Origin of the sequence: Saxibacter everestensis, from assembly GCF_025787225.1 — a bacterium.
Taxonomy (GTDB): domain Bacteria; phylum Actinomycetota; class Actinomycetes; order Actinomycetales; family Brevibacteriaceae; genus Saxibacter; species Saxibacter everestensis.
The window spans coordinates 1,044,289-1,069,223 of sequence record NZ_CP090958.1; the positions used below are offsets into that span (position 1 = coordinate 1,044,289).

21 protein-coding genes and 1 rRNA gene are annotated in these 24,935 nt (G+C 63.1%); 19 read left to right on the forward strand and 3 right to left on the reverse strand.

All coding sequences use genetic code 11. The annotated features are described in order from the left end of the window. Positions 1 to 270 precede the first annotated feature (270 nt). The 7 genes from infC to LWF01_RS05155 all read left to right on the forward strand — a co-directional run bounded on the left by infC (position 271) and on the right by LWF01_RS05155 (position 7,010). Positions 271 to 885 (forward strand): translation initiation factor IF-3, encoded by a 615-nt coding sequence (gene infC, locus LWF01_RS05125; protein WP_349639968.1) that lies wholly within the window; start codon positions 271 to 273, stop codon positions 883 to 885. An 83-nt stretch (positions 886 to 968) separates the two neighbouring features. Then, entirely contained in the window at positions 969 to 1,163 is a 195-nt protein-coding gene (gene rpmI, locus LWF01_RS05130; RefSeq protein WP_349639969.1) for a 50S ribosomal protein L35, read from the forward strand. 42 nt (positions 1,164 to 1,205) lie between these two features. Continuing rightward, positions 1,206 to 1,598, forward strand: a complete 393-nt coding sequence (rplT, locus tag LWF01_RS05135; protein ID WP_349639970.1) for a 50S ribosomal protein L20 — start codon at positions 1,206 to 1,208, stop codon at positions 1,596 to 1,598. 18 nt (positions 1,599 to 1,616) lie between these two features. Continuing rightward, entirely contained in the window at positions 1,617 to 2,486 is an 870-nt protein-coding gene (locus LWF01_RS05140; RefSeq protein ID WP_432761989.1) for a TrmH family RNA methyltransferase, read from the forward strand. 103 nt (positions 2,487 to 2,589) lie between these two features. Further along, positions 2,590 to 3,636, forward strand: coding sequence for a phenylalanine--tRNA ligase subunit alpha (gene pheS / locus LWF01_RS05145; protein ID WP_349639972.1), 1,047 nt, complete (start codon positions 2,590 to 2,592; stop codon positions 3,634 to 3,636). Further along, entirely contained in the window at positions 3,636 to 6,155 is a 2,520-nt protein-coding gene (gene pheT, locus LWF01_RS05150; RefSeq protein ID WP_349639973.1) for a phenylalanine--tRNA ligase subunit beta, read from the forward strand. The genes pheS and pheT overlap by 1 nt, the downstream gene beginning before the upstream one ends. Beyond that, positions 6,156 to 7,010: an SDR family NAD(P)-dependent oxidoreductase gene (locus LWF01_RS05155; RefSeq protein ID WP_349639974.1), complete on the forward strand. Its 855-nt coding sequence runs from the start codon at positions 6,156 to 6,158 to the stop codon at positions 7,008 to 7,010. Positions 7,011 to 7,018: 8 nt separating this feature from the next. Here the strand turns inward: LWF01_RS05155 and LWF01_RS05160 are convergent, their stop codons facing one another. The 3 genes from LWF01_RS05160 to LWF01_RS05170 all read right to left on the reverse strand — a co-directional run bounded on the left by LWF01_RS05160 (position 7,019) and on the right by LWF01_RS05170 (position 9,854). After that, on the reverse strand, positions 7,019 to 7,891 hold the full coding sequence (locus tag LWF01_RS05160) for a PKD domain-containing protein (RefSeq protein ID WP_349639975.1): 873 nt from the start codon (positions 7,889 to 7,891) through the stop codon (positions 7,019 to 7,021). Positions 7,892 to 7,899: 8 nt separating this feature from the next. Further along, positions 7,900 to 8,361: a hypothetical protein gene (locus LWF01_RS05165; protein WP_349639976.1), complete on the reverse strand. Its 462-nt coding sequence runs from the start codon at positions 8,359 to 8,361 to the stop codon at positions 7,900 to 7,902. 515 nt (positions 8,362 to 8,876) lie between these two features. After that, positions 8,877 to 9,854, reverse strand: coding sequence for a quinone oxidoreductase family protein (locus tag LWF01_RS05170; RefSeq protein ID WP_349639977.1), 978 nt, complete (start codon positions 9,852 to 9,854; stop codon positions 8,877 to 8,879). 236 nt (positions 9,855 to 10,090) lie between these two features. Between LWF01_RS05170 and argC the strand changes: the two genes are divergently transcribed. The 12 genes from argC to LWF01_RS05230 all read left to right on the forward strand — a co-directional run bounded on the left by argC (position 10,091) and on the right by LWF01_RS05230 (position 24,666). After that, positions 10,091 to 11,158 carry an N-acetyl-gamma-glutamyl-phosphate reductase gene (argC, locus tag LWF01_RS05175; RefSeq protein WP_349639978.1) on the forward strand — a complete coding sequence of 356 codons (1,068 nt, stop codon included), beginning with the start codon at positions 10,091 to 10,093 and terminating at the stop codon, positions 11,156 to 11,158. Then, positions 11,155 to 12,309, forward strand: a complete 1,155-nt coding sequence (argJ, locus tag LWF01_RS05180) for a bifunctional glutamate N-acetyltransferase/amino-acid acetyltransferase ArgJ (RefSeq protein ID WP_349639979.1) — start codon at positions 11,155 to 11,157, stop codon at positions 12,307 to 12,309. Before argC ends, argJ begins: the two co-directional genes overlap by 4 nt. Further along, on the forward strand, positions 12,306 to 13,274 hold the full coding sequence (gene argB / locus LWF01_RS05185) for an acetylglutamate kinase (RefSeq protein WP_349639980.1): 969 nt from the start codon (positions 12,306 to 12,308) through the stop codon (positions 13,272 to 13,274). The genes argJ and argB overlap by 4 nt, the downstream gene beginning before the upstream one ends. Further along, positions 13,271 to 14,515 (forward strand): acetylornithine transaminase, encoded by a 1,245-nt coding sequence (locus LWF01_RS05190; RefSeq protein WP_349639981.1) that lies wholly within the window; start codon positions 13,271 to 13,273, stop codon positions 14,513 to 14,515. Before argB ends, LWF01_RS05190 begins: the two co-directional genes overlap by 4 nt. A gap of 2 nt (positions 14,516 to 14,517) precedes the next feature. Further along, positions 14,518 to 15,444 (forward strand): ornithine carbamoyltransferase, encoded by a 927-nt coding sequence (gene argF, locus LWF01_RS05195; RefSeq protein ID WP_349639982.1) that lies wholly within the window; start codon positions 14,518 to 14,520, stop codon positions 15,442 to 15,444. Further along, complete coding sequence (locus LWF01_RS05200) at positions 15,423 to 16,004, forward strand: arginine repressor (RefSeq protein ID WP_349639983.1); 582 nt, start codon at positions 15,423 to 15,425, stop codon at positions 16,002 to 16,004. Before argF ends, LWF01_RS05200 begins: the two co-directional genes overlap by 22 nt. 67 nt (positions 16,005 to 16,071) lie before the next feature. Beyond that, on the forward strand, positions 16,072 to 17,286 hold the full coding sequence (locus LWF01_RS05205) for an argininosuccinate synthase (RefSeq protein ID WP_349639984.1): 1,215 nt from the start codon (positions 16,072 to 16,074) through the stop codon (positions 17,284 to 17,286). Next, on the forward strand, positions 17,283 to 18,740 hold the full coding sequence (argH, locus tag LWF01_RS05210) for an argininosuccinate lyase (protein WP_349639985.1): 1,458 nt from the start codon (positions 17,283 to 17,285) through the stop codon (positions 18,738 to 18,740). Before LWF01_RS05205 ends, argH begins: the two co-directional genes overlap by 4 nt. Before the next feature lie 4 nt (positions 18,741 to 18,744). Next, on the forward strand, positions 18,745 to 19,548 hold the full coding sequence (locus LWF01_RS05215) for a serine hydrolase (protein ID WP_349639986.1): 804 nt from the start codon (positions 18,745 to 18,747) through the stop codon (positions 19,546 to 19,548). A gap of 96 nt (positions 19,549 to 19,644) precedes the next feature. Then, complete coding sequence (locus LWF01_RS05220) at positions 19,645 to 21,075, forward strand: purine-cytosine permease family protein (RefSeq protein WP_349639987.1); 1,431 nt, start codon at positions 19,645 to 19,647, stop codon at positions 21,073 to 21,075. Positions 21,076 to 21,234: 159 nt separating this feature from the next. Beyond that, positions 21,235 to 22,512 carry a tyrosine--tRNA ligase gene (gene tyrS, locus LWF01_RS05225; protein WP_349639988.1) on the forward strand — a complete coding sequence of 426 codons (1,278 nt, stop codon included), beginning with the start codon at positions 21,235 to 21,237 and terminating at the stop codon, positions 22,510 to 22,512. A gap of 631 nt (positions 22,513 to 23,143) precedes the next feature. Next, positions 23,144 to 24,666 (forward strand): 16S ribosomal RNA (locus LWF01_RS05230). Positions 24,667 to 24,935 lie beyond the last annotated feature (269 nt).

The window sequence follows — 24,935 nt, forward strand, 5'->3', positions numbered from 1 at the left end:
TCACTGAGCCGGGAGCCGGTATGATGGTATTCAGTATGCAAGTGGAGGCCTTCTCCCACCTGAGTTTTCGCGATCTTTAGTCAGCGGCCGGGTAAGTGTCATCGCAGTACATATGGCGTCCGTCATTAGTGCCTGCCGGTGTTTCTAGGCTCCCAATTGCTTCGGCAGTTCGGGGGCCTTCCTCGTTCTGTGCGTCGGGTTGAATTTGAGGATTAAAGGAGCACACACATTAGCGAGCCCCGCATTAATGATCGGATCCGCGTACCTGAGGTGCGTCTGGTTGGACCTAATGGCGAGCAGGTCGGCATTGTCGCGATTGACAAGGCGCTCAGCCTTGCAGCCGAGGCGGATCTGGACCTCGTAGAGGTCGCTCCGCAGGCAAAGCCTCCTGTGGCGAAGCTCATGGATTTTGGCAAGTTCAAGTACGAGTCCGCCATGAAGGCGCGTGAGGCTCGTAAGAACCAGGCCAACACGGTTCTGAAGGAAATTCGTTTCCGGTTGAAGATCGATGCGCATGACTACGACACCAAAAAGGGTCACGTCACGCGCTTCCTTGCGGCCGGCGACAAGGTCAAGGTGATGATCATGTTCCGCGGCCGTGAGCAGTCCCGGCCCGAAATGGGCATGCGACTTCTCAACAAGCTGGCGGAAGAAGTTGCCGACCTCGGCGCGGTGGAGTCTTCTCCGCGCGTCGATGGCCGCAACATGGTTATGGTCATCGGGCCGCACCGCAGTAAGGCAGACGCCAAGGCAGACGCCCGACGGGCTGCACAGCGTGACGAAGCCAATGCCAGGAATGCTGCCAAGGCAGATTCCGCGGGGGAGGCTTCAACTGAGGCTCCGGCCGAGGCTTCAACTGAGGCTCCGGCCGAGGAAGAGAAGTAACCTGCGGTCTTAAAACCCGGCAGGAAGACATCGACGCGGTGATTGTTAAAGATCTCCGCACAGTTAAAGGAGTGACGGCATCCATGCCGAAGCAGAAGACTCACAGCGGTGCAAAGAAGCGGTTCCGTATTACGGGATCGGGCAAGATCATGCGCGAGCAGGTCAACAAGCGCCACCTGGCCGAGCACAAGTCCTCGCGCCGCAAGCGCCGCCTGCAGATCGACCAGGTCATGGCGCCAGCCGATGCAGCGAAAGCCAAGAAGCTCCTCGGCCACTGAGCTAAGAGCACCCTAATTTTTTAATATCTAAGGAGTATTTACGTGGCACGCGTAAAGCGGGCGGTCAACGCCCATAAGAAGCGTCGGGTTATTCTGGAGCGCGCCAGCGGCTACCGCGGCCAGCGCTCGCGCCTGTACCGCAAGGCAAAAGAGCAGGTCACCCACTCGCTGGTTTACAGCTACCGTGACCGCCGCGCCCGCAAGGGTGACTTCCGTCGTCTGTGGATTCAGCGGATCAACGCCGCTGCCCGCGCCAACGACATCACGTACAACCGCTTCATTCAGGGCCTGAAGGCTGCTGGGGTCGAAGTTGATCGTCGTATGCTGGCCGAGCTTGCCGTTCACGACGCAGTCACGTTCACCGCGCTGGTCGGTATCGCCAAGGGCAGCCTGCCAAGTGACGTCAACGCACCGAAGGCAGATTCCGCTGCGTAAAGCGATCAGGGCCTGATCGTGGCCCAGGAATCGTTTGAGCATGAGCGCCTAGCCGGACCGATCGTCTCGAATCCTCGTTCAGAGCGAGTTCGGGAGTTCGCGAAACTGGCTAGGCGCTCTGCGCGTTCCAAGGCGGGCAAGTTCCTCGTAGAGGGACCGCAGGCCGTGCGCGAGGCACTTCTGCTGCATGGAGCCGGGCGTTCCGAGCGCACCCTGATCAAGGCGGCGTGGATGACGGCGGCCGCGGCAGAGCGGCATCCTGACCTGCTTGATTCCGCCGCGATCGCGGGCGTGGAGTTCCGGCAGATAACCGATGAGGCACTCAGCGTGCTCACCGAAACCGTTGCCGCGCAAGGGGTCGTCATCGCCTGTGAGTTCATCGATGTCAGGCTCGACGACGTTATTGCGCAGCAGCCAAAACTCGTTGCCGTGCTGGCGCACGTGCGGGATCCTGGCAACGCCGGAACCGTGCTGCGGGCCGCCGATGCCGCGGGTGCGGACGCCGTCGTGCTCACCGACGCGAGTGTTGACGTCTACAACCCCAAGACAGTGCGCTCGACGGCCGGCAGTCTCTTCCACCTGCCGGTGGTGACCAACATTGCACTTAGCGCCGCTGTCGAGCAGTTGCAGGCGGCGGATATCCGCGTGCTGGCCGCCGACGGACACGAACCCGCCCTCGATTTGCACACGCTGCCTTGTGATGGCGTGTCGCTGGCTGACCCCACAGCGTGGGTCTTCGGTAACGAGGCATGGGGACTGCCGCCGGAGGATCGTGAACTGGCCGATGCGATCGTCAAGGTGCCGATGTACGGTGCGGCGGAGAGCCTGAACCTGGCCGTTGCGGCCTCGCTGTGCCTGTACGAATCGGCAAGGGCGCAACGAGGGTAGAGCGGATAGCCTCGATCTCGCTCTACCAGACGTGCCCCCGTCCTGATAGTCGAAACCGGTAGACTTACCCGGCAGCCAAAACCAGTACGAAGGATGTTGTTTCATGCCTCAAGGCCACCTTGACCCTCTGGACGAACCCGGAGTGCTTCTGGCACGTGATGAGGCCGCAAAGGCCTTTGCGGCGGCCGACTCGCTCGACGCTCTAAAAGAGGCACGGCTTAAGCATCAGGGTGATAAGTCGCCGTTGGCATTGGCAAACCGCGAAATCGGCCAGCTTGCCGGACCGGATCGTGCGACAGCCGGAAAGTTGCTCGGCCAGGCGCGAGCCGCCGTCAAGCAGGCATTCGAGCTGAGACTCGCAGAACTTGAGGCCGCCCGCGATGCCGCCGTATTGGTCCAGGAGACGATCGACGTCACCCTTCCGACCGGGCGCCGGCCAATCGGTCACCGTCACCCACTGCAACTTCTGCAGGAACGGATCGCCGATCACTTCGTCGGCGCCGGCTGGGAGGTAGCTGAAGGACCGGAGCTGGAGGCCGAGTGGCTGAACTTCGACGCGCTGAACTTCGGACCGGATCATCCCGCGCGTCAGATGCAGGACACATTCTTCGTCGAACCGGTCGATGCCGGATTGCTGCTGCGCACACACACATCGCCGGTGCAGGCACGCTCTCTGCTGGAGCGAGGTGTGCCGCTGTACGTGGTCTGTCCCGGTAAGACATTCCGGACGGACGAACTAGACGCTACCCATACCCCGGTTTTCCACCAGGTGGAGGGTATCGCCATCGATAAGGGGTTGACGATGGCGAATCTCAAGGGCACCCTCGATCATTTTGCCCGGGCCATGTTCGGTCCGGATTCCCGCACCCGACTGCGCCCCAACTTCTTCCCATTCACTGAGCCAAGCGCGGAAATGGACTTCTGGTTCCCGCAGAAGAAGGGCGGCGCAGGCTGGATCGAGTGGGGTGGCTGCGGCATGGTCCACCCGAACGTGCTGACCGCGGCCGGAATCGATCCAGAGGTCTACCAGGGCTTTGCCTTCGGTATGGGCATAGAGAGGACCCTAATGTTCCAGGAGGGCATCACCGATATGCACGACATGGTCGAGGGCGATGTCCGTTTCAGCGCGCGGTTCGGGGTGAACGTCTGATGCTCGTCCCACTGAACTGGCTCGCGGATTACACGAAACTGGGCGACTCATCCGCGGAGGAAATCGCCGAACAGCTCGCCGGAATCGGGCTCGAAGAAGAAGATCTTTTCGGCCCCGTTGTGTCCGGGCCGCTTGTCGTCGGCCGCGTGCTGACGATCGAGCCCGAGCCACAGAAGAATGGCAAGACGATCAACTGGTGCTCGGTCGATGTCGGCGAGGACGCGCCGCGCGGCATCGTTTGCGGTGCGCACAACTTCGGCACGAGCGATCTCGTCGTCGTGGCCCTGTCCGGAGCGGTACTTCCGGGCGATTTCGCCATCGCCGCTCGTAAGACCTACGGCCATGTCTCCGACGGGATGATCTGCTCCACCAAAGAGCTCGGCCTCGGCGAGGACCATGACGGCATTATTGTGCTGAGCGAGCTCGGCCTGGACGCCACGCCCGGCGATGACGCGATCCCGCTGCTCGGCCTGGACCACACCACGCTCGACGTCAATGTCACACCCGATCGCGGCTACCAGCTCAGTCTTCGGGGGATTGCACGCGAATATGCGCAGCTTACCGGCCAGGCGTTCGCCGACCCGGCCGATATCGAGATCCCCGATGCAGGCACGCTGCCGGATGCCTTCCCGGTCGAGCTTCGCGACCAGACTCCTCTCGCGGCTAAGCCGGGGTGTGACCGGTTCATCACCAGGATCGTGCGCGGCATTGACCCGACCGCGAAATCTCCGTACTGGATGCAACGCCGCCTGCTGCAGGCCGGAATGCGCCCGATTTCCCTTATCGTCGACGTGACGAACTATGTGATGCTGGCGCTTGGCCAGCCCCTGCACGCCTACGATCTCGGCCTGCTCGGTGAGAAGATCGTGGTCCGCCGGGCCATCGCGGGGGAGACGCTGACAACGCTGGACGATGTGAAGCGCAAGCTTGACCCGGAAGATCTGTTGATCACGGACGAAACGGCCGACGGCACCTCGCGGATCATCGGCCTCGCCGCAGTAATGGGTGGCGCCGACGCCGAGGTCGGCGACAGCACCAAGGATGTGGTGATCGAGGCCGCCCACTTCGACACTATTTCGATCGCCCGGTCCGCGCGCAGGCACAAGCTCTCCACCGAGGCGTCCCGACGTTTCGAGCGTGGCGTCGACCATAACCTCGCGCCGTTCGCCGCCGAACTTACCGTTCGACTGCTGGTTGAATACGGCGCGGGTAAGGCCGACGAAGCAGTCACCGACGTCGACAATCGCGAACCGCAGAACACCGTTCGGATGCCGCTCACCCTCCCAGCACAGCTCGTCGGCGTTGACTATGCCGACGATGAGGTCGTTGGCCTGCTCGAGGCAATGGGTGCGGCTGTCACTCGTGATGGAGAAGACGTCGTGGTAACGCCGCCGAGTTGGCGGCAGGACCTGGTCCGCAGTGTCGATCTGGTGGAGGAAGTGGCCCGGCTTGGCGGCTACTCCCGAATTCCTTCCGTGGTGCCGGATGGAAAAGCCGGTGCGGGACTGACCCTCGCGCAACGCGTGCGCCGCCAGGTGTCCAACCGACTGACGGTTCTTGGACTCGACGAGGTGCTCAGCTATCCCTTCACCGCGGCCAAGCGTCACGAGGAGTTCGGCCTGCCTGCCGATGATCCGCGGCGCTTCAACGCGAAACTGGCTAATCCGTTGTCCGATGAGCTGCCGCTAATGCGGACCACGCTGCTGGCGACGCTTGTCGACGTGGCAACCCGCAACATCGGCCGTGGCCTGAAGGAGGTCTCGATTTTCGAGGCAGGCCTGGTCACCCAACCGTCCGGGCCAAAACTGGCACATGCGCCAAGGTTCGAGCCCGGAATTCTGCCCTCCGACGCGGAACGCAACACGGTGTTCGCTGCGGTTCCGCCACAGCCGCTGCACTACGCCGGTGTCCTCACCGGTGCTCGCGAGCACGCTGGCTGGTGGGGCAAGGGCCGACCGGCCGACGCGGCCGACGCCATCGAACTCGCCCGGGCCATCGCCGACGTGCGGGGCCTGGAACTGAGTGTGGCGTCCGTCCACTATGAACCATGGCATCCAGGCCGCTGTGCCGAGTTGAGGCTGCCAAGTGGTGCGTTGTTCGGACACGCCGGCGAGCTGCATCCGAAGGTTTGCGAAGCCCTTGAACTGCCTGCCCGCGCAGTGGCATTCGAGGTGAATCTGGACGCCCTGATTGCCGAAGCGGCGCCGGCCCGTAGCACCGAAGTGCTTTCGTCGTTCCCGGTCTCGCGCCAGGACGTCGCGCTGATCGTCGACTCGGCAGTTCCGGCCGCCGACGTGACCGCCGCGCTGCAGTCGGGTGCCGGTGAACTGCTCGAATCGATTGAGCTTTTCGACGTGTTCGAGGGCGAGCAGGCAGGCGTTGGCAGGAAGTCGCTGGCGTACCGTCTGGTCTTCCGCGCCCTGGACCGGACACTGACCGCCGATGAAACGTCAGCGATGCGCCAGGCGGCGACTTCGGTGGCCGTCGAGCGCTTCGACGCCGTCGTGCGGGGCGAGTAGATGCCAGTCGCCTTGGTTACCGGAGGTTCCCGCGGTCTGGGCCAGCACCTGGCCGCGGGGCTGCTCGACGCGGGGTGGCATGTTGCGCTGACCGCTCGGAGTGAGGACTCCGCAAACGCCGCCGCCGAGGTGATTGCCGGCAGGGCAGCCGAGTCTTCCCGGGCTGAGTCTTCCGGGTCCGCCGAGACTTCCCGGTCCGCCGAGGTTATCGGGATTGAAATGGACGTAACACGTCCGGAATCGGTATTAGCCGGCGCAGCCAAACTTGAGCAGTTCGCCGATGCGAAGGGCCTGCCGATCGAACTCGTTGTGAACAACGCGGGAGCGATCGAAAGCCACGAGGCCGCCCCTTGGTCGGTTGACGGCGCGGACTGGTGGCACGTCATCGAGACAAACCTGCGTGGACCGTTCAACGTGCTGCAGGCGGTCGCCCCGAAGATGCTGGCGCGTTCGGCCGACGGGAACGTCGTCGGCCGGATTGTCGACATCAATTCAGGTGGCGGAGCGCTCGGCATGGATGACTACTCCGCATACGGCGCATCCAAGGCGGGCTTGTTCCGGCTGGCCGGCGCGATCCAGCGCCACGGAGCCGCACATGGCCTGCGGATCTTTGAACTCGCTCCCGGTGTGATCCAGACGGATATGACCGCGGGGATGCCGATGCATAAGGGACGAGGCTCCGCCGATTGGACCGAACCCGCGCAGGTTGTCGAGCTGCTGCTCGCCATCGCGAGTGGTGAACTGGACGAGTTTTCCGGGCGTTACCTGCGCGCCGGAACTGACACTGTGCAGGGTCTCAAACAGGAGGCTCTCGCCGGTCTGTCCGACGATGCCAGACGGCTTCGGGTCAGGTAACCGTTCCGCTAATCATCCGACTCCGGTGAACAGTCCGGGCCGGCCGGATTAGACGAGCAGTTCTCCGAGACGCCGTACCGATGGTAGCGCTTCACATCGATAGGGATCGCCTCGCTTGGCACTGCCGCCTGTCCGTCGATGTCAATCCATGGTCCGCCTGCAACTGAGAATTCACCCCGATAGTGCGTGGTCAGCACGACGCCGAAGTTCCCCGGTTTCGCATACACGTGATAGAAAGCCGGGTCCTCGCCCTGCGCGATGGGTTTCCCCTTCTGGCTGGTTGTCGTGGTGCCGCCATCGCCGAAGTTCCAGGTGAAGGCGACCGGCGTGGCACGGACCCGTACCGGGAAGCCGAGCAGCGTCATGTTGATGATGTGCTGTTCCGCGTTCGTGTACATATTTGTCCGATGCTGCGTCACGGTCCAGCCATCGGGCTGGAACAGCGGACGGAATTCCTTGAGATCGAAGTTCTGGAAGTCACTCTGGTCCACGTAGGGCATGGTGGGTGGCGGCGGAATCAGCTTCGGGCCCTGGTTGTTGAACTGGTCGCAGATTAGGTAGTCGGACCCGTCGCTGTCCGGCGGCTGCGATGGAAGCTGCCGGCCATAGCACTGCTCGTCGTCGGACCAGTAACCGTTCTTCTTGCTGCAGGGGACCGACTTGCCGCCTTTCTGGCAGCCGTCCTGCTTCGGCTGGGTCTTCCGCGGCCGCTCGGGAGACTTGGGGGCATCGCGCTCGGGGCCGTGTAGCTGGCAGGAGTTATTAAACCGCCCTTTGATCCGGCAATCGCCGGCCGCGTAGGCGGGGATGGCGGCGGCCGTCAGCGTGGAAGCCAGCACAAACACAACTAACAGTCCGGCTGTGTGTCTTTGTCTATCCATCGGTCGACCTAACATGCCGATTCGTCCTGCTTGAGGTCACCCACCAACCACGGCGAATTTCCGCTTTCGCGCCAGATTGAGTATGTCGATGGCCAACGGGTTCGACGATCGCCGTGTAGCGTCGACTTTCCCTCAGCGTCAACTACGTCCGTTCGGGAGACGTCAACGCATGCATAGAGGGTAACCGCGGATTTTCCACCGTTTTCGGCGTTAGCGACGTCGATTGCCTTGACCTCAGCCGAGTCATAGCTGGATTTTCCTGTCACATGTTGTCGGTCCTCTCGGAGCGTTTTCGCACCGTTGAGTTCCGCCTCAAGCAGGATGCTGGTAGCCACTTCGGCTAGCCGATCTGGATTCATCCCGCCATCGTGACTGACGTCATCGCTGACCTTCAAGTACCTGTCGAACGCCTTGATTGCCTCCCGGGCTGCCTCGGTTTCTTCCACGGTCAACTTGAGCTTGGTCGGCACCCGAGCCGTGTCATCCGAAACGCCGCCGTCGCCATCGCCCGGTCCGTTATCGCCCCCTTCCGGATTTTCGGAAGAGGGGAGTGCGTCTGATGGAGGAGCCGATGTGCTCTCGCCACCTTCAGGTGGTGAACCGGCGCCGGTAGGGCTGCAGGCTGCACCGCTAATCAGCGCCACGGCACACGCGCCCGCCACGATTGATCTGACCACTCCGCGGCAATTCATGGCCAGACCATACCGGGATTGCAGAGGCCGTGACAGCGTTATCGCGGCAAATTGTGGATAACTCGCCGCCGATCCCGGCATTGATGGCGCAACAAAGCCGACGATTGGGATGCCCAGCCACAAATCGGACAGCCCGGCCGGCCGCCCGCGAAGGATCGCGAGCTGGGTGCAGGACCGCGCGCGCATTCAGGCGCAATCTTGCACGGGGCTCGCGATCCTCGGATGGTCGCAGCAAACCCGTTCCGAAAGCGCTGGACAGGCCGCAATCTTGCACGCGGCTCGCGACACTCAGATTACGGCAGCAGCACGATCTTTCCGGTCGTCTTGCGTCCCTCGAGGTCCCGCTGCGCCTGTGCTGCCTCGGACAACGGGTAGCTGGCGCCGATCCGGAAGTTCAGCCAGCCTTCCTGCACTCCCTGGAGCAACATTTCGGCGCGGGAAAGCAGCTCTTCGCGGGTCTGGGTGAAGTGCACGAGGGTTGGACGGCTAACGCTGAGCGATCCGCCTGAGTTGAGTCGCTGCAGGTCGAACGGCGGAACCTGACCGCTGGATCCGCCGAACAGCACCAGGAGTCCGCGTACCGCCAGCGAGTCCAGGCTTGCGTCGAACGTCGCCTTCCCGACACCGTCGTACACCACGTCCACGCCCTGTCCGTTGGTCAATCCGCGCACAGTCGCCGCGATATCCACACCGTCGCCGTACAGGAAGACGTCGTCTGCACCGGCCTGACGGGAGAGCTCTGCCTTCTCCTCGGTGCCAACGGTGGTAATCACCCGGGCGCCAAGCTTTTTCAGCAGCTGGGTCAGCACCAGGCCCACCCCGCCTGCGCCGGCGTGAACAAGTGCCGTGGTGCCTTCGCGGGCAGCGAAGCTCGATGTTGCCAGGTAGTGCGCCGTCATCCCCTGCAACGGCAGCGCCGCAGCAGTTTCGTCATCGACGTTGTCGGGCACCGGAATAGCCTGGTCGGCGCCGACGATGACCTGTTCCGAGTAGCTTCCGTGCGCGTTATGCCAGGCGACCCGATCGCCAACGCTGAAGTTGTCGACCCCGGGACCCACGTCCCGGACAACTCCGGCGCCTTCCACCCCCGGCACATGCGGGAACTGCATCGGGTACACGCCCGAGCGACGGTAGGTGTCAATGAAATTGATTCCGATCGCCTTCGGTTCGACGAGCAACTCGCCTGCGCCTGCCGAAACGTCCTCAACGTCTACGTACTCCAGGACCTCAGGTCCGCCGGCCTGGGTTGCCTGAATCGCTTTATGTGTCACCGAGAATCTCCTTGGGGCTGAAGTTGGGGCTGAAGTTGGGGCTGAAGTTGGGGCTGAAGTGGGTAAGCTGGCTCACAGCTATCCTCCTCTATATCAGCCGCGAGTCCCGAGGGCGCCCGCAGCTGGGACAAAGCAAACCTGGTACAACGGTTGTCAAGGCAAACGCCGGCATCCGTGAGCGAATTCCAGTCAAACCCAAATTGCATGTTCAAGCTATTGAGCGTATATATATACATATGCCACTTTCAGTCGCGGTTTCGGGAGCCACCGGGTACGCCGGGGGCGAGGTCTTGCGCCTGCTGAGTTCGCACCCCGAACTACAGGTCTCAACCCTCGCCGGCCATCAGAGTGCCGGCTCGCTTCTCGGCGAGCACCAGCCGCATCTTGTGCGCTTCGCCGACCGGCAAATCGTTGCCACAACGGCCGAGGACCTTGCCGGTCACGATGTCATCTTCCTGGCGCTGCCACACGGCGCCTCGGGGGCGATCGCCGCCGAGATAGCGCGGCTGAGCCCTGAAAGTCTCGTGGTCGATCTCGGCGCAGATCACCGCTTGGTCAGCGCCGAGGCCTGGCAGAAGTTCTATGGATCCGACCACCCCGGGACCTGGACCTACGGACTGCCCGAGCTGCAACTGCCCGAGGGCAAGCAACGCGAGCAGATTCCCGGCACCAAGCGGCTGGCCGTTCCGGGCTGTAACGTCACCGCCGTCACGCTTGCCACCGCGCCATTGCTCGCCGCGGGCCTGATCGAGCCCGACGATCTGGTTGCGGTGCTGGCCAACGGGCCTTCAGGAGCCGGTAAGTCCGCGAAAACTCATTTGCTCGCCTCGGAGATCCTCGGCTCGGCTTCGCCGTATGGCGTTGGCGGAGGCCATCGGCACGTTCCGGAGATCGAACAGAACCTGAACTGGAGCGTCGGCGCGGACGCGGCAACCGGCCCGGTGCGTATCTCCTTCACTCCGACCCTTGTCCCGATGGCCCGCGGCATCCTTGCCACGGTCACCGCCCGGATCAAGGATGGCGTGACTCAGGCGGCGCTTCGCGCGGCAGTGCAGACAAGTTATGGCGATGAGCCATTCGTCCATCTGCTACCCGAGGGACAGTGGCCACAGACCGCATCGACAGTCGGCGCCAACACGTCCCTGATCCAGCTCGCTCTCGATGAACGGGCCGGCCGGGTCGTCGTGACCTGTGTGCTCGACAATCTGGTCAAGGGCACCGCCGGTCAGGCGCTGCAGGCAACCCACCTGGCGCTCGGCCTCCCCGAAACGCTTGCACTGCCATTAGAAGGAGTAGCTCCGTGAGTGTCACAGCCGCAAAAGGATTCCGTGCCTCCGGTGTCACCGCCGGACTCAAGCCCAGCGGAAAGCCCGATCTGGCCCTCGTGGTGAACGACGGGCCGCGTTTCGACGCCGCCGCGGTCTACACCTCGAACCGTTGCAAGGCCAACCCTGTGCTGTGGAGCGAGCAGGCGTCAGCCGACGGCGTTGTGCGCGCCGTGGTGCTCAACTCCGGCGGGGCGAACTGCTACACGGGTCAGCGCGGCTTCCAGACCACCCACAAGACTGCGGAACGCGTTGCCGAAAAGGTCGGCATCGGCGCGATCGACGTCGTGGTCTGTTCCACCGGACTGATCGGCGTGCGGCTCTTCGAGGAGAAGCTGCTGGCCGGAGTTGACGCCGCCGCTGCCGAGCTGGACTCCGAGGGCGGGATGGCGGCCGCGACCGCAATCATGACGACGGACACCCGGGCGAAAACAGTGGCTATCACGGACGCCGCCGGATTCAGCGTTGGCGGCATCGCTAAGGGTGCGGGGATGCTGGCGCCGGGCCTGGCGACGATGCTGGTCGTGCTGACAACGGATGCCATCGCAGATCAGGAAGCGCTCGATGCCGCCCTGCGCAACGCAACGGCAGAGACCTTCGACCGGCTCGACACCGACGGCTGCATGTCCACCAATGACACAGTTGTGCTGATGGCCTCTGGCGCCTCCGGCATCGAGGCCGAGCCGGAAGCACTGAACGCGGCGGTCCTTGCCGCCTGCCAGTCGCTCACAGCGCAACTGCACGTCGATGCCGAGGGAGCGCACCACGACATCGCCATCACGACGAGAGGCGCGGACTCGGTCGATGACGCCGTCGCCGCAAGCCGTTCCGTGGCCCGTTCGAACCTGTTCAAGGCGGCCGTTTTCGGCAACGACCCGAATTGGGGCCGGGTTCTGGCAGCCATCGGCACGACCGATGCGAAGTTCGAGCCGGCCGATATCGACGTGGCGATCAATGACGTGTGGGTCTGCAAGGCAGGAACGCCCGACGCCGACGTCAGCCTGGTGGACCTCACGCCGCGGGAGGTGAGCATCGTGATCGACCTGCATGCGGGCACGCACGAAGCCACCATCTGGACATCGGACCTCACGCACGATTACGTCGAAGAGAACAGCGCGTACTCCACATGAGTGACATCGATCAGAGACTGGCCACGGCGCAGGACAAGGCGGCGACACTCGTCGAGGCCCTGCCCTGGCTGGAGCAGTTCAACGGAGCAACCGTCGTGGTGAAGTATGGCGGAAACGCCATGCAGAACGACGAGCTGAAGCAAGCATTCGCCGAGGACATCATCTTCCTGCGCTACGCCGGGCTGAAACCGATCGTGGTGCACGGCGGAGGTCCGCAGATCTCATCGATGCTGAAGAAGCTCGGCATCGAGTCCGAATTTCGCGGCGGGCTGCGGGTAACCAACCCGGAGGCGATGGACGTCGTCCGGATGGTGCTCACCGGTCAGGTCGGTCGCGAACTCGTGGGCAGAATCAACACGCACGGGCCATTGGCTGTGGGCCTCTCCGGTGAGGATGCCGGCCTGCTGCAGGCGCGCCGTACCGGAACGGTGATCGACGGCGAAGAGGTCGACCTCGGACTCGTCGGCGAGGTCGTCGGGGTTGACCGGCAGGCCATCGACGACCTGCTGGATGCCGGTCGCATCCCGGTGATTTCAACGGTCGCTCCGGATATCGACGGTCCGCCGGGTCAGGTTCTGAATGTGAACGCCGACACGGCAGCATCCGCGGTCGCCGCCTCGCTGGGCGCGGAGAAGCTCGTCATCCTCACCGACGTCGAGGGGCTGTACTCGAACTGGCCGGACAAGTCCTCGCTGATTTCGGTGATCGGCGTCTCCGAACTCGAAGAACTGCTTCCCGGTCTGGAATCGGGCATGATCCCGAAGATGCATGCCGCGGCTCAGGCCGTGCGGGCCGGAGTGAAACAGTCACACATCATCGACGGCCGCCTGGCGCATTCCATCCTGCTCGAAATCTTCACCTCTGCGGGCATCGGCACCATGGTGCTGCCCGACACAGAGGTCGCAGCGGCGGAGCACGGGCACGCCGAGGCGCTCATCAGCGAAAGTATCGAAGGTCAGCAGTGAACAACGCACTCAGCCAACTGAACGTGGACATCGAGGCGACCGGATCCTGGTTGCCTCGCTACCAGGAATCGCTGCTCGGGGTCTTCGGCACCCCGCAACGGACCCTGGTTCGTGGCCAGGGCGCCGTCGTATGGGATGACCAGGGCAAACGGTACCTCGATCTTCTGGCCGGAATAGCGGTCAACGCGCTGGGACATGCGCATCCGTTCCTTACCTCCGTCATCACCAGTCAATGGGCGACCCTCGGACACGTGTCGAACTTCTTCGCCACCCCGACGCAGATTGCCCTGGCCGAGCGTCTCTTGCAGCTGGCCAAGGCGCCGGAGGGCTCAAAGGTCTTCTTCGCCAATTCCGGCACCGAAGCGAACGAGGCCGCCTTCAAGCTCGCCCGCCGGGTCGACGACGGGAGCCGGCGCAAGATTATCGCGCTGGAGGGCGCCTTCCACGGCCGCACGATGGGAGCGCTCGCGCTGACCGCCAAGCAGGCCTACCGCACGCCGTTCGAACCGCTGCCCGGCGGCGTCGTGCACGTGCCGTTCGGAGACCTGGAAGCGCTGCGTGCGGAAGTCGATGGCGACACAGCGGCGCTGTTCGTCGAGCCAGTGCAGGGGGAGTCCGGCGTTCGGCCGCTTCCGGCCGGCTACCTGAAGGCGGCCCGCGAGATCACCGCCGAGGCCGGCGCCTTGCTGATCCTTGACGAGGTGCAGACCGGAGTCGGCCGAACCGGTGCCTGGTTCGCGCATCAGCTCGAGCACATTGGCGACGGCGTCGTGCCGGACGCGATGACATTGGCAAAGGGACTCGGCGGAGGCTTCCCGACCGGCGCGCTGGTGACGTTCGGCAGCGAAACGTCCGCCCTGCTGCAGGCCGGTCAGCACGGGACCACTTTCGGTGGAAATCCGGTGGCCGCCGCCGCCGCCCTTGCCACCCTGCACGTGATCGAATCGGATGGACTGCTGGCAAATGTCCGCAAGGTGTCCGCGGTGATCCTTGACGGCATAGCCGCGCTCAACCACCCGCTGATCGGCTCCGCGCGCGGCGAAGGCCTGCTGATCGCCATCGAGCTGCGCGAGGCGGTGGCATCGGCTGCGGCAAAGAGCGCGCTCGAGGCAGGGTTCATCGTCAACCCGGTATCGCCCACAGCCCTGCGCCTGGCACCACCCCTTATCCTCACCGCCGATCAGGCGAATGAGTTCATCGAAGCCCTCCCCGCCATTCTCGACAACACGAAAGCCGCCTAGACATGACCCGACATTTCCTCCGCGACGACGACCTGAGTCCGGCCGAGCTTGCCGAGGTGCTCGAACTTGCCGCCGGGCTGAAGACGGACCGCTTCGGCGCCAGGCCGCTGGATGGCCCGCAGACCGTCGCGGTGTTTTTCGACAAGACATCCACGCGCACCCGGATTTCGTTTGCGACCGGCATCGCCGATCTCGGCGGGATGCCGCTGATCATCGACTCGGGCGCCTCGCAACTCGGCCACAAGGAATCGGTCGCAGATACTGCCCGCGTTCTGGAGCGTCAGGTTGCAGCCATCGTCTGGCGAACCGGTGCGCAGTCCGGCCTCGAAGAGATGGCGGAACATTCCCGCGTTCCGGTGATCAACGCGCTCTCGGACGACTTTCATCCATGCCAGCTACTCGCCGACCTGCTGACGATTCGCGAGCACAAGGGCACTCTGGCCGGATTGGTGATGAGCTACTTCGGCGACGGAGCCAACAACATGGCGCACTCCTACGCCCTGGCCGGAGCGAACGCCGGAATGCACGTGCGGATCGCCACGCCGGCGGAATATCAACCGAACGCCGGGATCCTGGCAGATGCCCAGAAGCTCGCCGCCGAGACCGGTGGCTCGGTCACGGTAACCTCCGTTCCGGAGCAGGCAGCGGATGACGCCGACGTTCTGGTCACCGACACCTGGGTGTCGATGGGCCACAGCGCGGAAGGACGAACGGATGCGAACAGCCCTTTCGTTCCGTTCCAGATCGGTGCGGAAACCCTGGCGGCGGCAAAGCCGGGGGCTATCGTGCTGCACTGCCTGCCCGCATACCGCGGCAAGGAAATCACCGCTGAGGTGCTCGATGGCCCGCAGTCGGTCATCTGGGACGAAGCTGAAAACCGGCTGCACGCTCAAAAAGGATTGCTCGCATGGCTGCTGGCTCAGAAGTAGACGGCGACCGGGCCGAGGCTGCCCAGGGCGACAAGCCCGGAGCGGAATCCGGCCGCCAGACGCTGCCGCAAACCAAGACCGCACGCCATCAGCGCATCATCGACCTGATCAGCCGGCAGGAAGTCCGCTCGCAGACCGAACTGGTGCAGCTGCTCGCGATCGACGGACTCAGCGTCACGCAGGCAACGCTGTCCCGGGACCTGGTGGAACTCGGCGCGGTTAAGGTGCGCGGCCCGGCCGGCCTGGTCTATGCGGTCCCGGGCGAGGGCGGCGACCGCAGTCCGCAAGGCGCCCGTGGTCAGGAACTCCTGGACGCGCGGCTGCACAGATTGTGTGAGGAACTCCTGGTCTCGGCGGAATCGTCCGCGAATCTCGTCGTGCTGCGTACCCCGCCCGGCGCGGCCCAGTTCCTGGCCTCGGCCATCGATCACTCGGTTATTCCGACCCTGCTCGGTACGATCGCGGGAGACGACACGGTTCTCGTCATCGCGGCGGAACCCACCGGCGGAGCTGCTCTGGCGGCCAAGTTTCTTGGCATGGCCGGCAACGGCGATGATTGAACAGAACTTGTAACGTACGAATCGCGCAAATTTTCATAGTTCGCAATATCTGAAGGAGAAACACAAATTGACTGACCGCGTTGTGCTGGCCTACTCAGGCGGCCTCGATACATCCGTGGCCATCGGATGGATCCACGATGCCACCGGCGCCGAAGTCGTCGCGATGGCGGTCGATGTCGGCCAGGGAGGCGAAGACCTGGACGTCGTCCGTCAGCGCGCGCTGGATTGCGGCGCGGTCGAGGCCTACGTGGCCGACGCCAGGGACGAATTCGCCACGGAATACTGCATGCCGGCCCTGCAGGCGAACTCGCTCTACATGGACCGCTACCCGAATGTCTCCGCGATCTCGCGCCCGGTCATCGTGAAACATCTGGTGAAGGCCGCCCGGCAGTTCGGTGCCACCACTGTCGCACACGGCTGCACGGGCAAGGGCAATGACCAGGTCCGTTTCGAGGTCGGTATCACCTCACTCGCCCCGGACATGACCTGCATCGCGCCGGTCCGCGACCTGGCGCTCACGCGTGACAAGGCGATCGAATACGCGGAAAAGCACAATCTGCCGATCGCCACGACGAAGAAGAACCCGTTCTCGATCGACCAGAACGTCTGGGGACGCGCAGTTGAGACCGGCTTCCTCGAGGACATCTGGAACGAGCCCACCAAGGATGTTTACAACTACACCGATGACCCAGCCTTCCCACCGGTGGCCGACGAAGTCATCATCAGCTTCGAGGCAGGCATCCCGGTCAGCATCGACGGCGTCGCCGTCACGCCGCTGCAGGCGATCCAGGAGATGAACCGGCGCGCAGGCGCCCAGGGCATCGGCCGGGTCGACATCGTCGAGGACCGTCTTGTCGGCATCAAGAGCCGTGAGGTTTACGAGGCGCCGGGAGCCATGGCACTGATCGCCGCGCACCAGGAACTCGAAAACGTCACGATCGAGCGTGAGCAGGCACGGTTCAAGCGCACTGTTGACCAGCGCTGGACCGAACTCGTCTATGACGGCCAGTGGTTCTCGCCGCTGAAGCGTTCGCTCGACACGTTCATCGCCGATACTCAGAAGTACGTCACGGGCGACATCCGGATGGTGCTGCACGGCGGACGCGCCACGGTCACCGGCCGCCGTTCCGATTCCTCGCTCTACGATTTCAACCTGGCCACGTACGACTCGGGGGACACCTTCGACCAGTCCAGTGCTCGTGGATTCATCGATATTTACGGCCTTTCGGCTAAGCAGGCCGCTGCCCGCGATGAGAAGTTCGGCCAGGGTCCGACACTGTGACCGACGACGCCGTGAATCCTGCTACGCCGGGCCAGCCGGATCAGCCGGAGAAGCTGAGCCTGTGGGGAGGCCGGTTCGACGGCGGGCCGGCCGACGCCCTGGCCCGGCTGAGCAAATCAACCCACTTCGATTGGCGGTTGGCCGGCTATGACATCGCCGGTTCGAAGGCCCATGCGAGGGTGCTTCGATCCGCCGGGTTGCTCAGCGACGATGAGCTGGCCGGCATGCACGCCGCGCTCGACCGGCTGGATGCCGACGTCACCTCCGGCGCGTTCGTCGCTGCGGTTTCGGACGAGGACGTTCACTCGGCCCTGGAACGTGGCCTGATCGAACGGGCCGGCGCCGATCTCGGCGGAAAGCTCCGTGCCGGTCGGAGCCGGAACGACCAGATCGCCACCCTCGGCCGGATGTACCTGCGCGATCATGCCCGGATCGTCTCAGCCGGGGTGCTCGACGTCATCCAGGCACTCGTCGAGCAGGCCACCCGGCATCTCGGCGTGCCGATGCCGGGCCGAACGCATCTGCAACACGCACAGCCTGTTTTGCTCAGCCACCACTTGCTGGCCCATGCCTGGGCGCTGCTGCGCGATGTGCAGCGGCTGCAGGACTGGGACAGCCGGGCCGCCGTTTCACCGTATGGTTCGGGCGCGCTGGCCGGTTCGTCCCTGGGCCTCGACCCGCTCGCCGTGGCGCGTGACCTCGGCTTCGACGGCGCCGTGGAGAACTCCATCGACGGCACCGCCTCACGCGATGTTTTCGCCGAGTTCGCTTTCGTCGCCGCCATGATCGGCGTTGACCTCTCCCGGATTTCCGAGGAGGTCATCCTGTGGGCGACGAAGGAATTCTCATTCGTGACGCTCGACGACGCCTACTCGACCGGCTCATCGATCATGCCGCAGAAAAAGAACCCGGACGTCGCGGAGCTGGCCCGAGGCAAGTCCGGTCGGCTGATCGGAAACCTGACCGGCCTGCTGAGCACCCTGAAGGCGATGCCGCTCGCGTACAACCGCGACCTGCAGGAAGACAAGGAGCCGGTGTTCGACGACGTCGACACCCTCGAGCTCCTGCTGCCGGCGTTTTCCGGCATGATCGGCACCTTGGTCTTCAACACCCAGAAGATGACGGAACTGGCGCCGCTGGGCTTCGCGCTGGCCACCGACATTGCCGAGTGGCTGGTTCGCCAGGGAGTGCCTTTCCGAATTGCGCACGAGCTGTCCGGCGCAGCCGTAAGGGTCTGCGAGGAACGCGGCATCGAGCTGTGGGATCTCAGCGACCAGGACTTCGCTGACATCTCCGAGCACCTGACTCCGGGCGTTCGGGAAGTGCTTAGCACGGAAGGTTCGCTGAACTCCCGTTCGGCGCAGGGCGGCACCGCCCGTAGCGCTGTCGAGGTTCAGCTCGAACGTCTGACAACGGCCGCGGCGAACGCCCAGCGGTGGGCACGAGGAGAGTAGGACGATGCCGGTCACAGGCTACGAAAGCGATGGGGTCCCCGTCGTCTCGTACTGCCTCACCGACTTTTCCGGTCGGGTGATCGCCGAGCGGGAACCCGACCGGACGTTCTATGCCGCGTCGACAGTCAAGCTCGGTGTGTTGATCGCCGCAATGCGCGCCGTCGACGACGGCAGGCTCGATCTGGATCAGCTGCTGACCGTCCGGCATACCTTCCGCTCAATGGCGCCGTCCGGCGAGGAATTCGGGATGGATGCCGACGAGATCGACGTCGGCATGCCGCCAGCCGGGTCGCGACTCTGCCTAAGGGACGTGCTCTGGCGGATGGTCGCGGTGTCCTCCAACGAGGCCACCAATATGACAGTCGAGCTCGTCGGATTTCCGGCTATTGCGGAGGCCTTCGCCCTGTGCGGCGCCCGGAGCGCCAAGATGGAGCGGTTCATCTGCGATGGCCCGGCACGTGACCACGGGCTGACTCACCTGATGACCGCACGCGATTTGGCCGCAATAGTCCGGACCATCGTCACCGGCGCTGCGGCATCCGAAGCGAGCACCGCCGAGATGCTGCGAATGCTGGAAGATCAGCAGTTCGACTACCTCGCCCGGGGGCTGCCCGCGGGCATCCGCTCCGGATCGAAATCGGGCTGGGTGGCGGGAATCCAGCATGATGGCGGATATGTGTCTCCCAGCGGTCATCTCGATGCCGATGAGAACTACGTACTCGCGGTGTGCACGCGGGGGTATGCCGAACCGGACGCCACCGAAATGCTTGCCGCCATGTCCCGCTTCGCTTACCAACTGCAAAAGTAGCCTTCTCATCTCACTATCCGGATCCGTCCGAAATATCGGACGCATCCGCAGCGATGGCTCTTTTCCTGCCGGGGATCGGTGCGCGATGCTTCAAGTATGAGCAAAAACGTGATCGCGGACACATCAAAGCCGGCATTCGGCGTCGAAGCTCGCTCCATCGGATACATTCCACGCTCCGAGCGATACGGTCGGCCATTCAACCAGTTCACCCTCTGGTTCGGTTCGAATCTGCAGATCACCGCGGTCGTCACCGGAGCGCTCGCCGTGGTGCTCGGCGGCGATGTGGTCTTCTCGATACTCGGCCTCTTCATCGGTCAGCTGCTCGGTGGGGTGGTGATGGCGCTGCATTCGGTGCAGGGCCCGCGGCTCGGACTTCCGCAGATGATCTCCTCCCGGGCGCAGTTCGGCGTCTACGGCGCGGTGATTCCGCTGGCGCTCGTTGTCCTGATGTACATCGGCTTCGCGGCGAGCGGCACTGTCCTGGCTGGCCAGGCAGTTGCGGGCCTGCTCGGCTCGACGGATGCGGTGGGCATCGTGATTTTCGGCGTCGCAACGGCGGTGATCGCGATTATCGGTTACCGGCTGATCCACGTGATGGGTCGGATAGCCAGCGTCATCGGCGCCCTCGCGTTCCTGTACCTGACGATACGGCTGATCGCCGCTTCGTCCCCTGATGTGCTGAGCAACGCGAACTTCACGTGGGCGAGCTTCTTTCTGGCAATGTCCCTTTCCGCCTCGTGGCAGATCGCCTACGGGCCGTATGTCGCCGACTACTCGCGCTATCTTCCGGCCAGCACGCCGGCATGGAAGACCTTCGCTTCGACGCTGAGCGGTTCCGTGCTTGCCTCGCAGTGGTCGATGACCTTCGGCGTGCTTGCAGCCGCGATCGCAGGCGACCAATTCTCCGGCGACGAGGTCGGCTTCGTGGTGAGCCTCGGCGGGACCGGCATCGTTGCGGCCGCGCTCTATTTCGTAATTGCCCTTGGCAAGCTGTGCGTCAACGTGCTCAATGCCTACGGCGGCTTTATGTCGGTTGTCACCACGGTGACCGGCTTCGCCGGCCATCGCGAGATCAGCCGCACAGCCAGGACGCTCTACGTTTGCGGCATCATGCTGGTTGCGACCCTCACGGCGCTGCTGGGTCGCGGCTCATTCCTGGAGGCGTTCTCGACATTCCTGTTGTTCCTGTTGACGTTCTTCACGCCGTGGAGCGCGATCAACCTGGTGGACTTCTACTTCATCTCCAAGGAGCGTTACGACGTTCCCGCCCTGAGCGACGTGAACGGCCGCTACGGACGGTGGCGCTGGGACGCCATTATTTGCTACGCGATCGGGCTCGCGGCCCAGGCGCCATTCCTATACACGAGTTTTTACACGGGACCGTTCGTCAACATGCTCGGCCATACCGATATCTCCTGGATCGTCGGTGTCATCGTGCCGGGCATCGCGTACTACCTGTTGGCGAGACGACGCAGGCATCTCGTGCCGGACCGGCTCATCCTTCCCGACGAGGCGCCGCTGCCGTGAGCCATGGCAGGGGTCGCGCCGCCTCTTCGGGTTCGGAGTCCGGCGGCGGCACGCTCCTCGCCGGACGACGTCGGGCGTCAAACGATCCGGCTGCGCTGCGGCGGCCGGTTCCGGCTAGGATTCATAGCGCAACTGTCGCAGACGAAGAAAGGCTCAATCGTGAGTGATGTCCTGGGCGAATTACAGCAGCGGGGCCTGGTTGCCCTGACTACTGAAGAGGCGGCTCTGAGGGCTGCCCTCGCCGAAGGACCTGTCACCTATTACGTTGGCTTCGATCCCACGGCGCCAAGTCTGCATATGGGTAACCTGGTTCAGCTGCTGCTGGCACGGCATCTTCAGGATGCGGGGCACAGGCCGCTGATGCTGGTAGGCGGCGCCACTGGCCTGATCGGCGATCCGCGGATGTCGGGTGAACGAACCCTGAATGACCGCGAGGTCGTGGCCGGCTGGATCGACAAGATCCGGGGCCAGATCGAACGGTTCATCGACTTCGACGGCCCGTATGCCGCAAGGATGGTTAACAACCTCGACTGGACCGGGGAAGTCTCTGCCATCGACTTCCTGCGCGATATCGGCAAGCACTTCAGTGTCAACAGGATGCTGGCCAAAGAGGCGGTCAGCGCCCGGCTCAACAGCGAACACGGAATCAGCTTCACCGAGTTCAGCTACCAGGTGCTGCAGGGCAACGACTACCTCGAACTGTTCCGGCGTTACGGTTGCACGCTGCAAACCGGCGGGTCCGATCAGTGGGGAAATCTGACCTCCGGCGTCGACCTGATCCGCAGGGTGGAGCGGACTCCGGTGCATGCATTGGCCACGCCGTTGATCACCAAGGCTGACGGCACCAAGTTCGGCAAGACCGAATCGGGCACGATCTGGCTGGATTCCGACCTCACCTCGCCGTACGCCTTTTTGCAGTTCTGGCTGAACGCCGACGACAGGGACGTGATCAAGTACCTGAAGGTGTTCTCGTTCCGGAGTCTTGCCGAAATCGCCAAGCTGGAGCAGCAAACAAACGAGCGCCCGCAGGCCCGAGCTGCGCAGCGAGCACTTGCCGAGGACGTCACGACGCTCGTCCATGGTCCGGAGCTGACCGCGAAGGCTTTGGCGGCGACCGAGGCGTTATTCGGCGGCGGCGAAATCCGCGGCCTCGACGTGGAGACCCTCGGGCACGTGGTGGCAGAACTGCCGAGTGGCACGGTTTCCCGGTCGGGAGTGCTTGCCGGCGAAGTAGGGGCCGTCGATGCGCTGGTCAGCAGCGGACTTGTTGCGAGCAAGGGTGCCGCCCGACGCGCGATCAAAGAAGGCGGCGCGTACGTGAACAACGTCAAGGTGACGGCGGAAGATGCCGTGATTGCCGCCGATGACTTGCTGGGGGAGCGTTACGTTCTGCTGCGCCGCGGCAAGAAGACCCTCGGCGCACTGACCGCGGAGTAACCAGGCACAAGCGAAGAGCGATGGGCGTTACGGGAGACCTCCCGTGACGCCCATCGCTCTTTTCTGCGGGGGCTTTGCCGGTGTGGTGGGTTGGTGTGGTGGGGGTCACGGGGGTTGGGTTTGCGTTGGTGGTGGGGGTTGGGTATGTTTGTCTCTGTTGCCTGTTTCTGGGGCGGCGCTGGTCTGGGTGTTCTCCTGGTGGCGTGGTCTGGGTGGGTGATATTCCCTTTTAATTGATGGTGTGGCGTTTATTGTCGTGTCTTTGTTTGGGGGACTGTTTTTCTCGCTTTGTTGTTTCTGCCGGGCTTTGTGGTGGATTTGGCGGGCGGGGGGAATGGGTGGTAAAGTTTTGAAAAGCGCCGAGCGATACAGGCCCTGTCGGGGTTGGTGGGTTTCGGATAGCGTTTGTTCTTTGAGAACTCAATAGCGTGTTTATGTGATGTGTTGATGCCATATGTTTGTTGGCGCGCATGTTATGCCTTACTTTGTGGGGTGTGGTGTGTGTGCTGTTTTGGCAGGAAACATTAAGATAATAATTTCGAGCAATTGACGGTGACTGGTCCTTTCGGGGATTGGTTGTTGTTTTGCTAGTTTTTGTCTTTTCTTGCTGGGACGATGCTTTTTGTATGTTTTTACGGAGAGTTTGATCCTGGCTCAGGACGAACGCTGGCGGCGTGCTTAACACATGCAAGTCGAACGATGAAGCCAGCTTGCTGGTGGATTAGTGGCGAACGGGTGAGTAACACGTGAGTAATCTGCCCTTCACTTCGGGATAAGCCTTGGAAACGGGGTCTAATACCGGATAGTCACCTCGTGCCGCATGGTGTGGGGTGGAAAGATTTATTGGTGGGGGATGGGCTCGCGGCCTATCAGCTTGTTGGTGGGGTAATGGCCTACCAAGGCGACGACGGGTAGCCGGCCTGAGAGGGCGACCGGCCACACTGGGACTGAGACACGGCCCAGACTCCTACGGGAGGCAGCAGTGGGGAATATTGCACAATGGGCGCAAGCCTGATGCAGCGACGCCGCGTGAGGGATGACGGCCTTCGGGTTGTAAACCTCTTTCAGCAGGGAAGAAGCGCAAGTGACGGTACCTGCAGAAGAAGCACCGGCTAACTACGTGCCAGCAGCCGCGGTAATACGTAGGGTGCAAGCGTTGTCCGGAATTATTGGGCGTAAAGAGCTCGTAGGTGGTTTGTCGCGTCTGCTGTGAAAATCCAACGCTCAACGTTGGACGTGCAGTGGGTACGGGCAGACTAGAGTGCAGTAGGGGAGTCTGGAATTCCTGGTGTAGCGGTGAAATGCGCAGATATCAGGAGGAACACCGGTGGCGAAGGCGGGACTCTGGGCTGTTACTGACGCTGAGGAGCGAAAGCATGGGGAGCGAACAGGATTAGATACCCTGGTAGTCCATGCCGTAAACGTTGGGCACTAGGTGTGGGCCGCATTCCACGTGGTCCGTGCCGCAGCTAACGCATTAAGTGCCCCGCCTGGGGAGTACGGCCGCAAGGCTAAAACTCAAAGGAATTGACGGGGGCCCGCACAAGCGGCGGAGCATGCGGATTAATTCGATGCAACGCGAAGAACCTTACCAAGGCTTGACATATACCGGTAACGTGCAGAGATGTACGCCCCTTCGGGTCGGTATACAGGTGGTGCATGGTTGTCGTCAGCTCGTGTCGTGAGATGTTGGGTTAAGTCCCGCAACGAGCGCAACCCTCGTTCTATGTTGCCAGCGGGTTATGCCGGGAACTCATAGGAGACTGCCGGGGTCAACTCGGAGGAAGGTGGGGATGACGTCAAATCATCATGCCCTTTATGTCTTGGGCTTCACGCATGCTACAATGGCCGGTACAAAGGGTTGCGATGCCGTGAGGCGGAGCGAATCCCAGAAAGCCGGTCTCAGTTCGGATCGTAGTCTGCAACTCGACTACGTGAAGTCGGAGTCGCTAGTAATCGCAGATCAGCAACGCTGCGGTGAATACGTTCCCGGGCCTTGTACACACCGCCCGTCAAGTCACGAAAGTCGGTAACACCCGAAGCCGGTGGCCTAACCCCCTTGTGGGGAGGGAGCTGTCGAAGGTGGGACTGGCGATTGGGACTAAGTCGTAACAAGGTAGCCGTACCGGAAGGTGCGGCTGGATCACCTCCTTTCTAAGGAGCAGTTAGTACCGTGCAGGATGTTTCGGGGATTCGTTCCTCGGGGGATGTTGTGTGGTGATGACGGCCATTACCGTGGCGAGTGTTCACGGGTGGTTAGCTCAAGGGTGGAACATCAATGCTTTAAGCCTGCTGAGACTCGTGACCGCGCACTTGAGTGTGTGTGGTTGTGGGGAGGCTGGGCTGGTGGTGTCAGTGAGTACGCTGTCCCGACGTTAATCCGTTGGGTGGTTGGAAGGCTGGCGCGTGCTGGTTTGGTTGGT

Excerpts from the sequence above, each read along its gene's own strand:
- rpmI (WP_349639969.1), top strand. The coding sequence starts at position 969 with ATGCCGAAGCAGAAGACTCACAGCGGTGCAAAGAAGCGGTTCCGTATT.
- pheS (WP_349639972.1), top strand. The coding sequence starts at position 2,590 with ATGCCTCAAGGCCACCTTGACCCTCTGGACGAACCCGGAGTGCTTCTG.
- pheT (WP_349639973.1), top strand. The coding sequence starts at position 3,636 with ATGCTCGTCCCACTGAACTGGCTCGCGGATTACACGAAACTGGGCGAC.
- LWF01_RS05155 (WP_349639974.1), top strand. The coding sequence starts at position 6,156 with ATGCCAGTCGCCTTGGTTACCGGAGGTTCCCGCGGTCTGGGCCAGCAC.
- LWF01_RS05160 (WP_349639975.1), bottom strand. The coding sequence starts at position 7,891 with ATGGATAGACAAAGACACACAGCCGGACTGTTAGTTGTGTTTGTGCTG.
- argC (WP_349639978.1), top strand. The coding sequence starts at position 10,091 with ATGCCACTTTCAGTCGCGGTTTCGGGAGCCACCGGGTACGCCGGGGGC.
- argB (WP_349639980.1), top strand. The coding sequence starts at position 12,306 with ATGAGTGACATCGATCAGAGACTGGCCACGGCGCAGGACAAGGCGGCG.
- argF (WP_349639982.1), top strand. The coding sequence starts at position 14,518 with ATGACCCGACATTTCCTCCGCGACGACGACCTGAGTCCGGCCGAGCTT.
- LWF01_RS05200 (WP_349639983.1), top strand. The coding sequence starts at position 15,423 with ATGGCTGCTGGCTCAGAAGTAGACGGCGACCGGGCCGAGGCTGCCCAG.
- LWF01_RS05215 (WP_349639986.1), top strand. The coding sequence starts at position 18,745 with ATGCCGGTCACAGGCTACGAAAGCGATGGGGTCCCCGTCGTCTCGTAC.
- LWF01_RS05220 (WP_349639987.1), top strand. The coding sequence starts at position 19,645 with ATGAGCAAAAACGTGATCGCGGACACATCAAAGCCGGCATTCGGCGTC.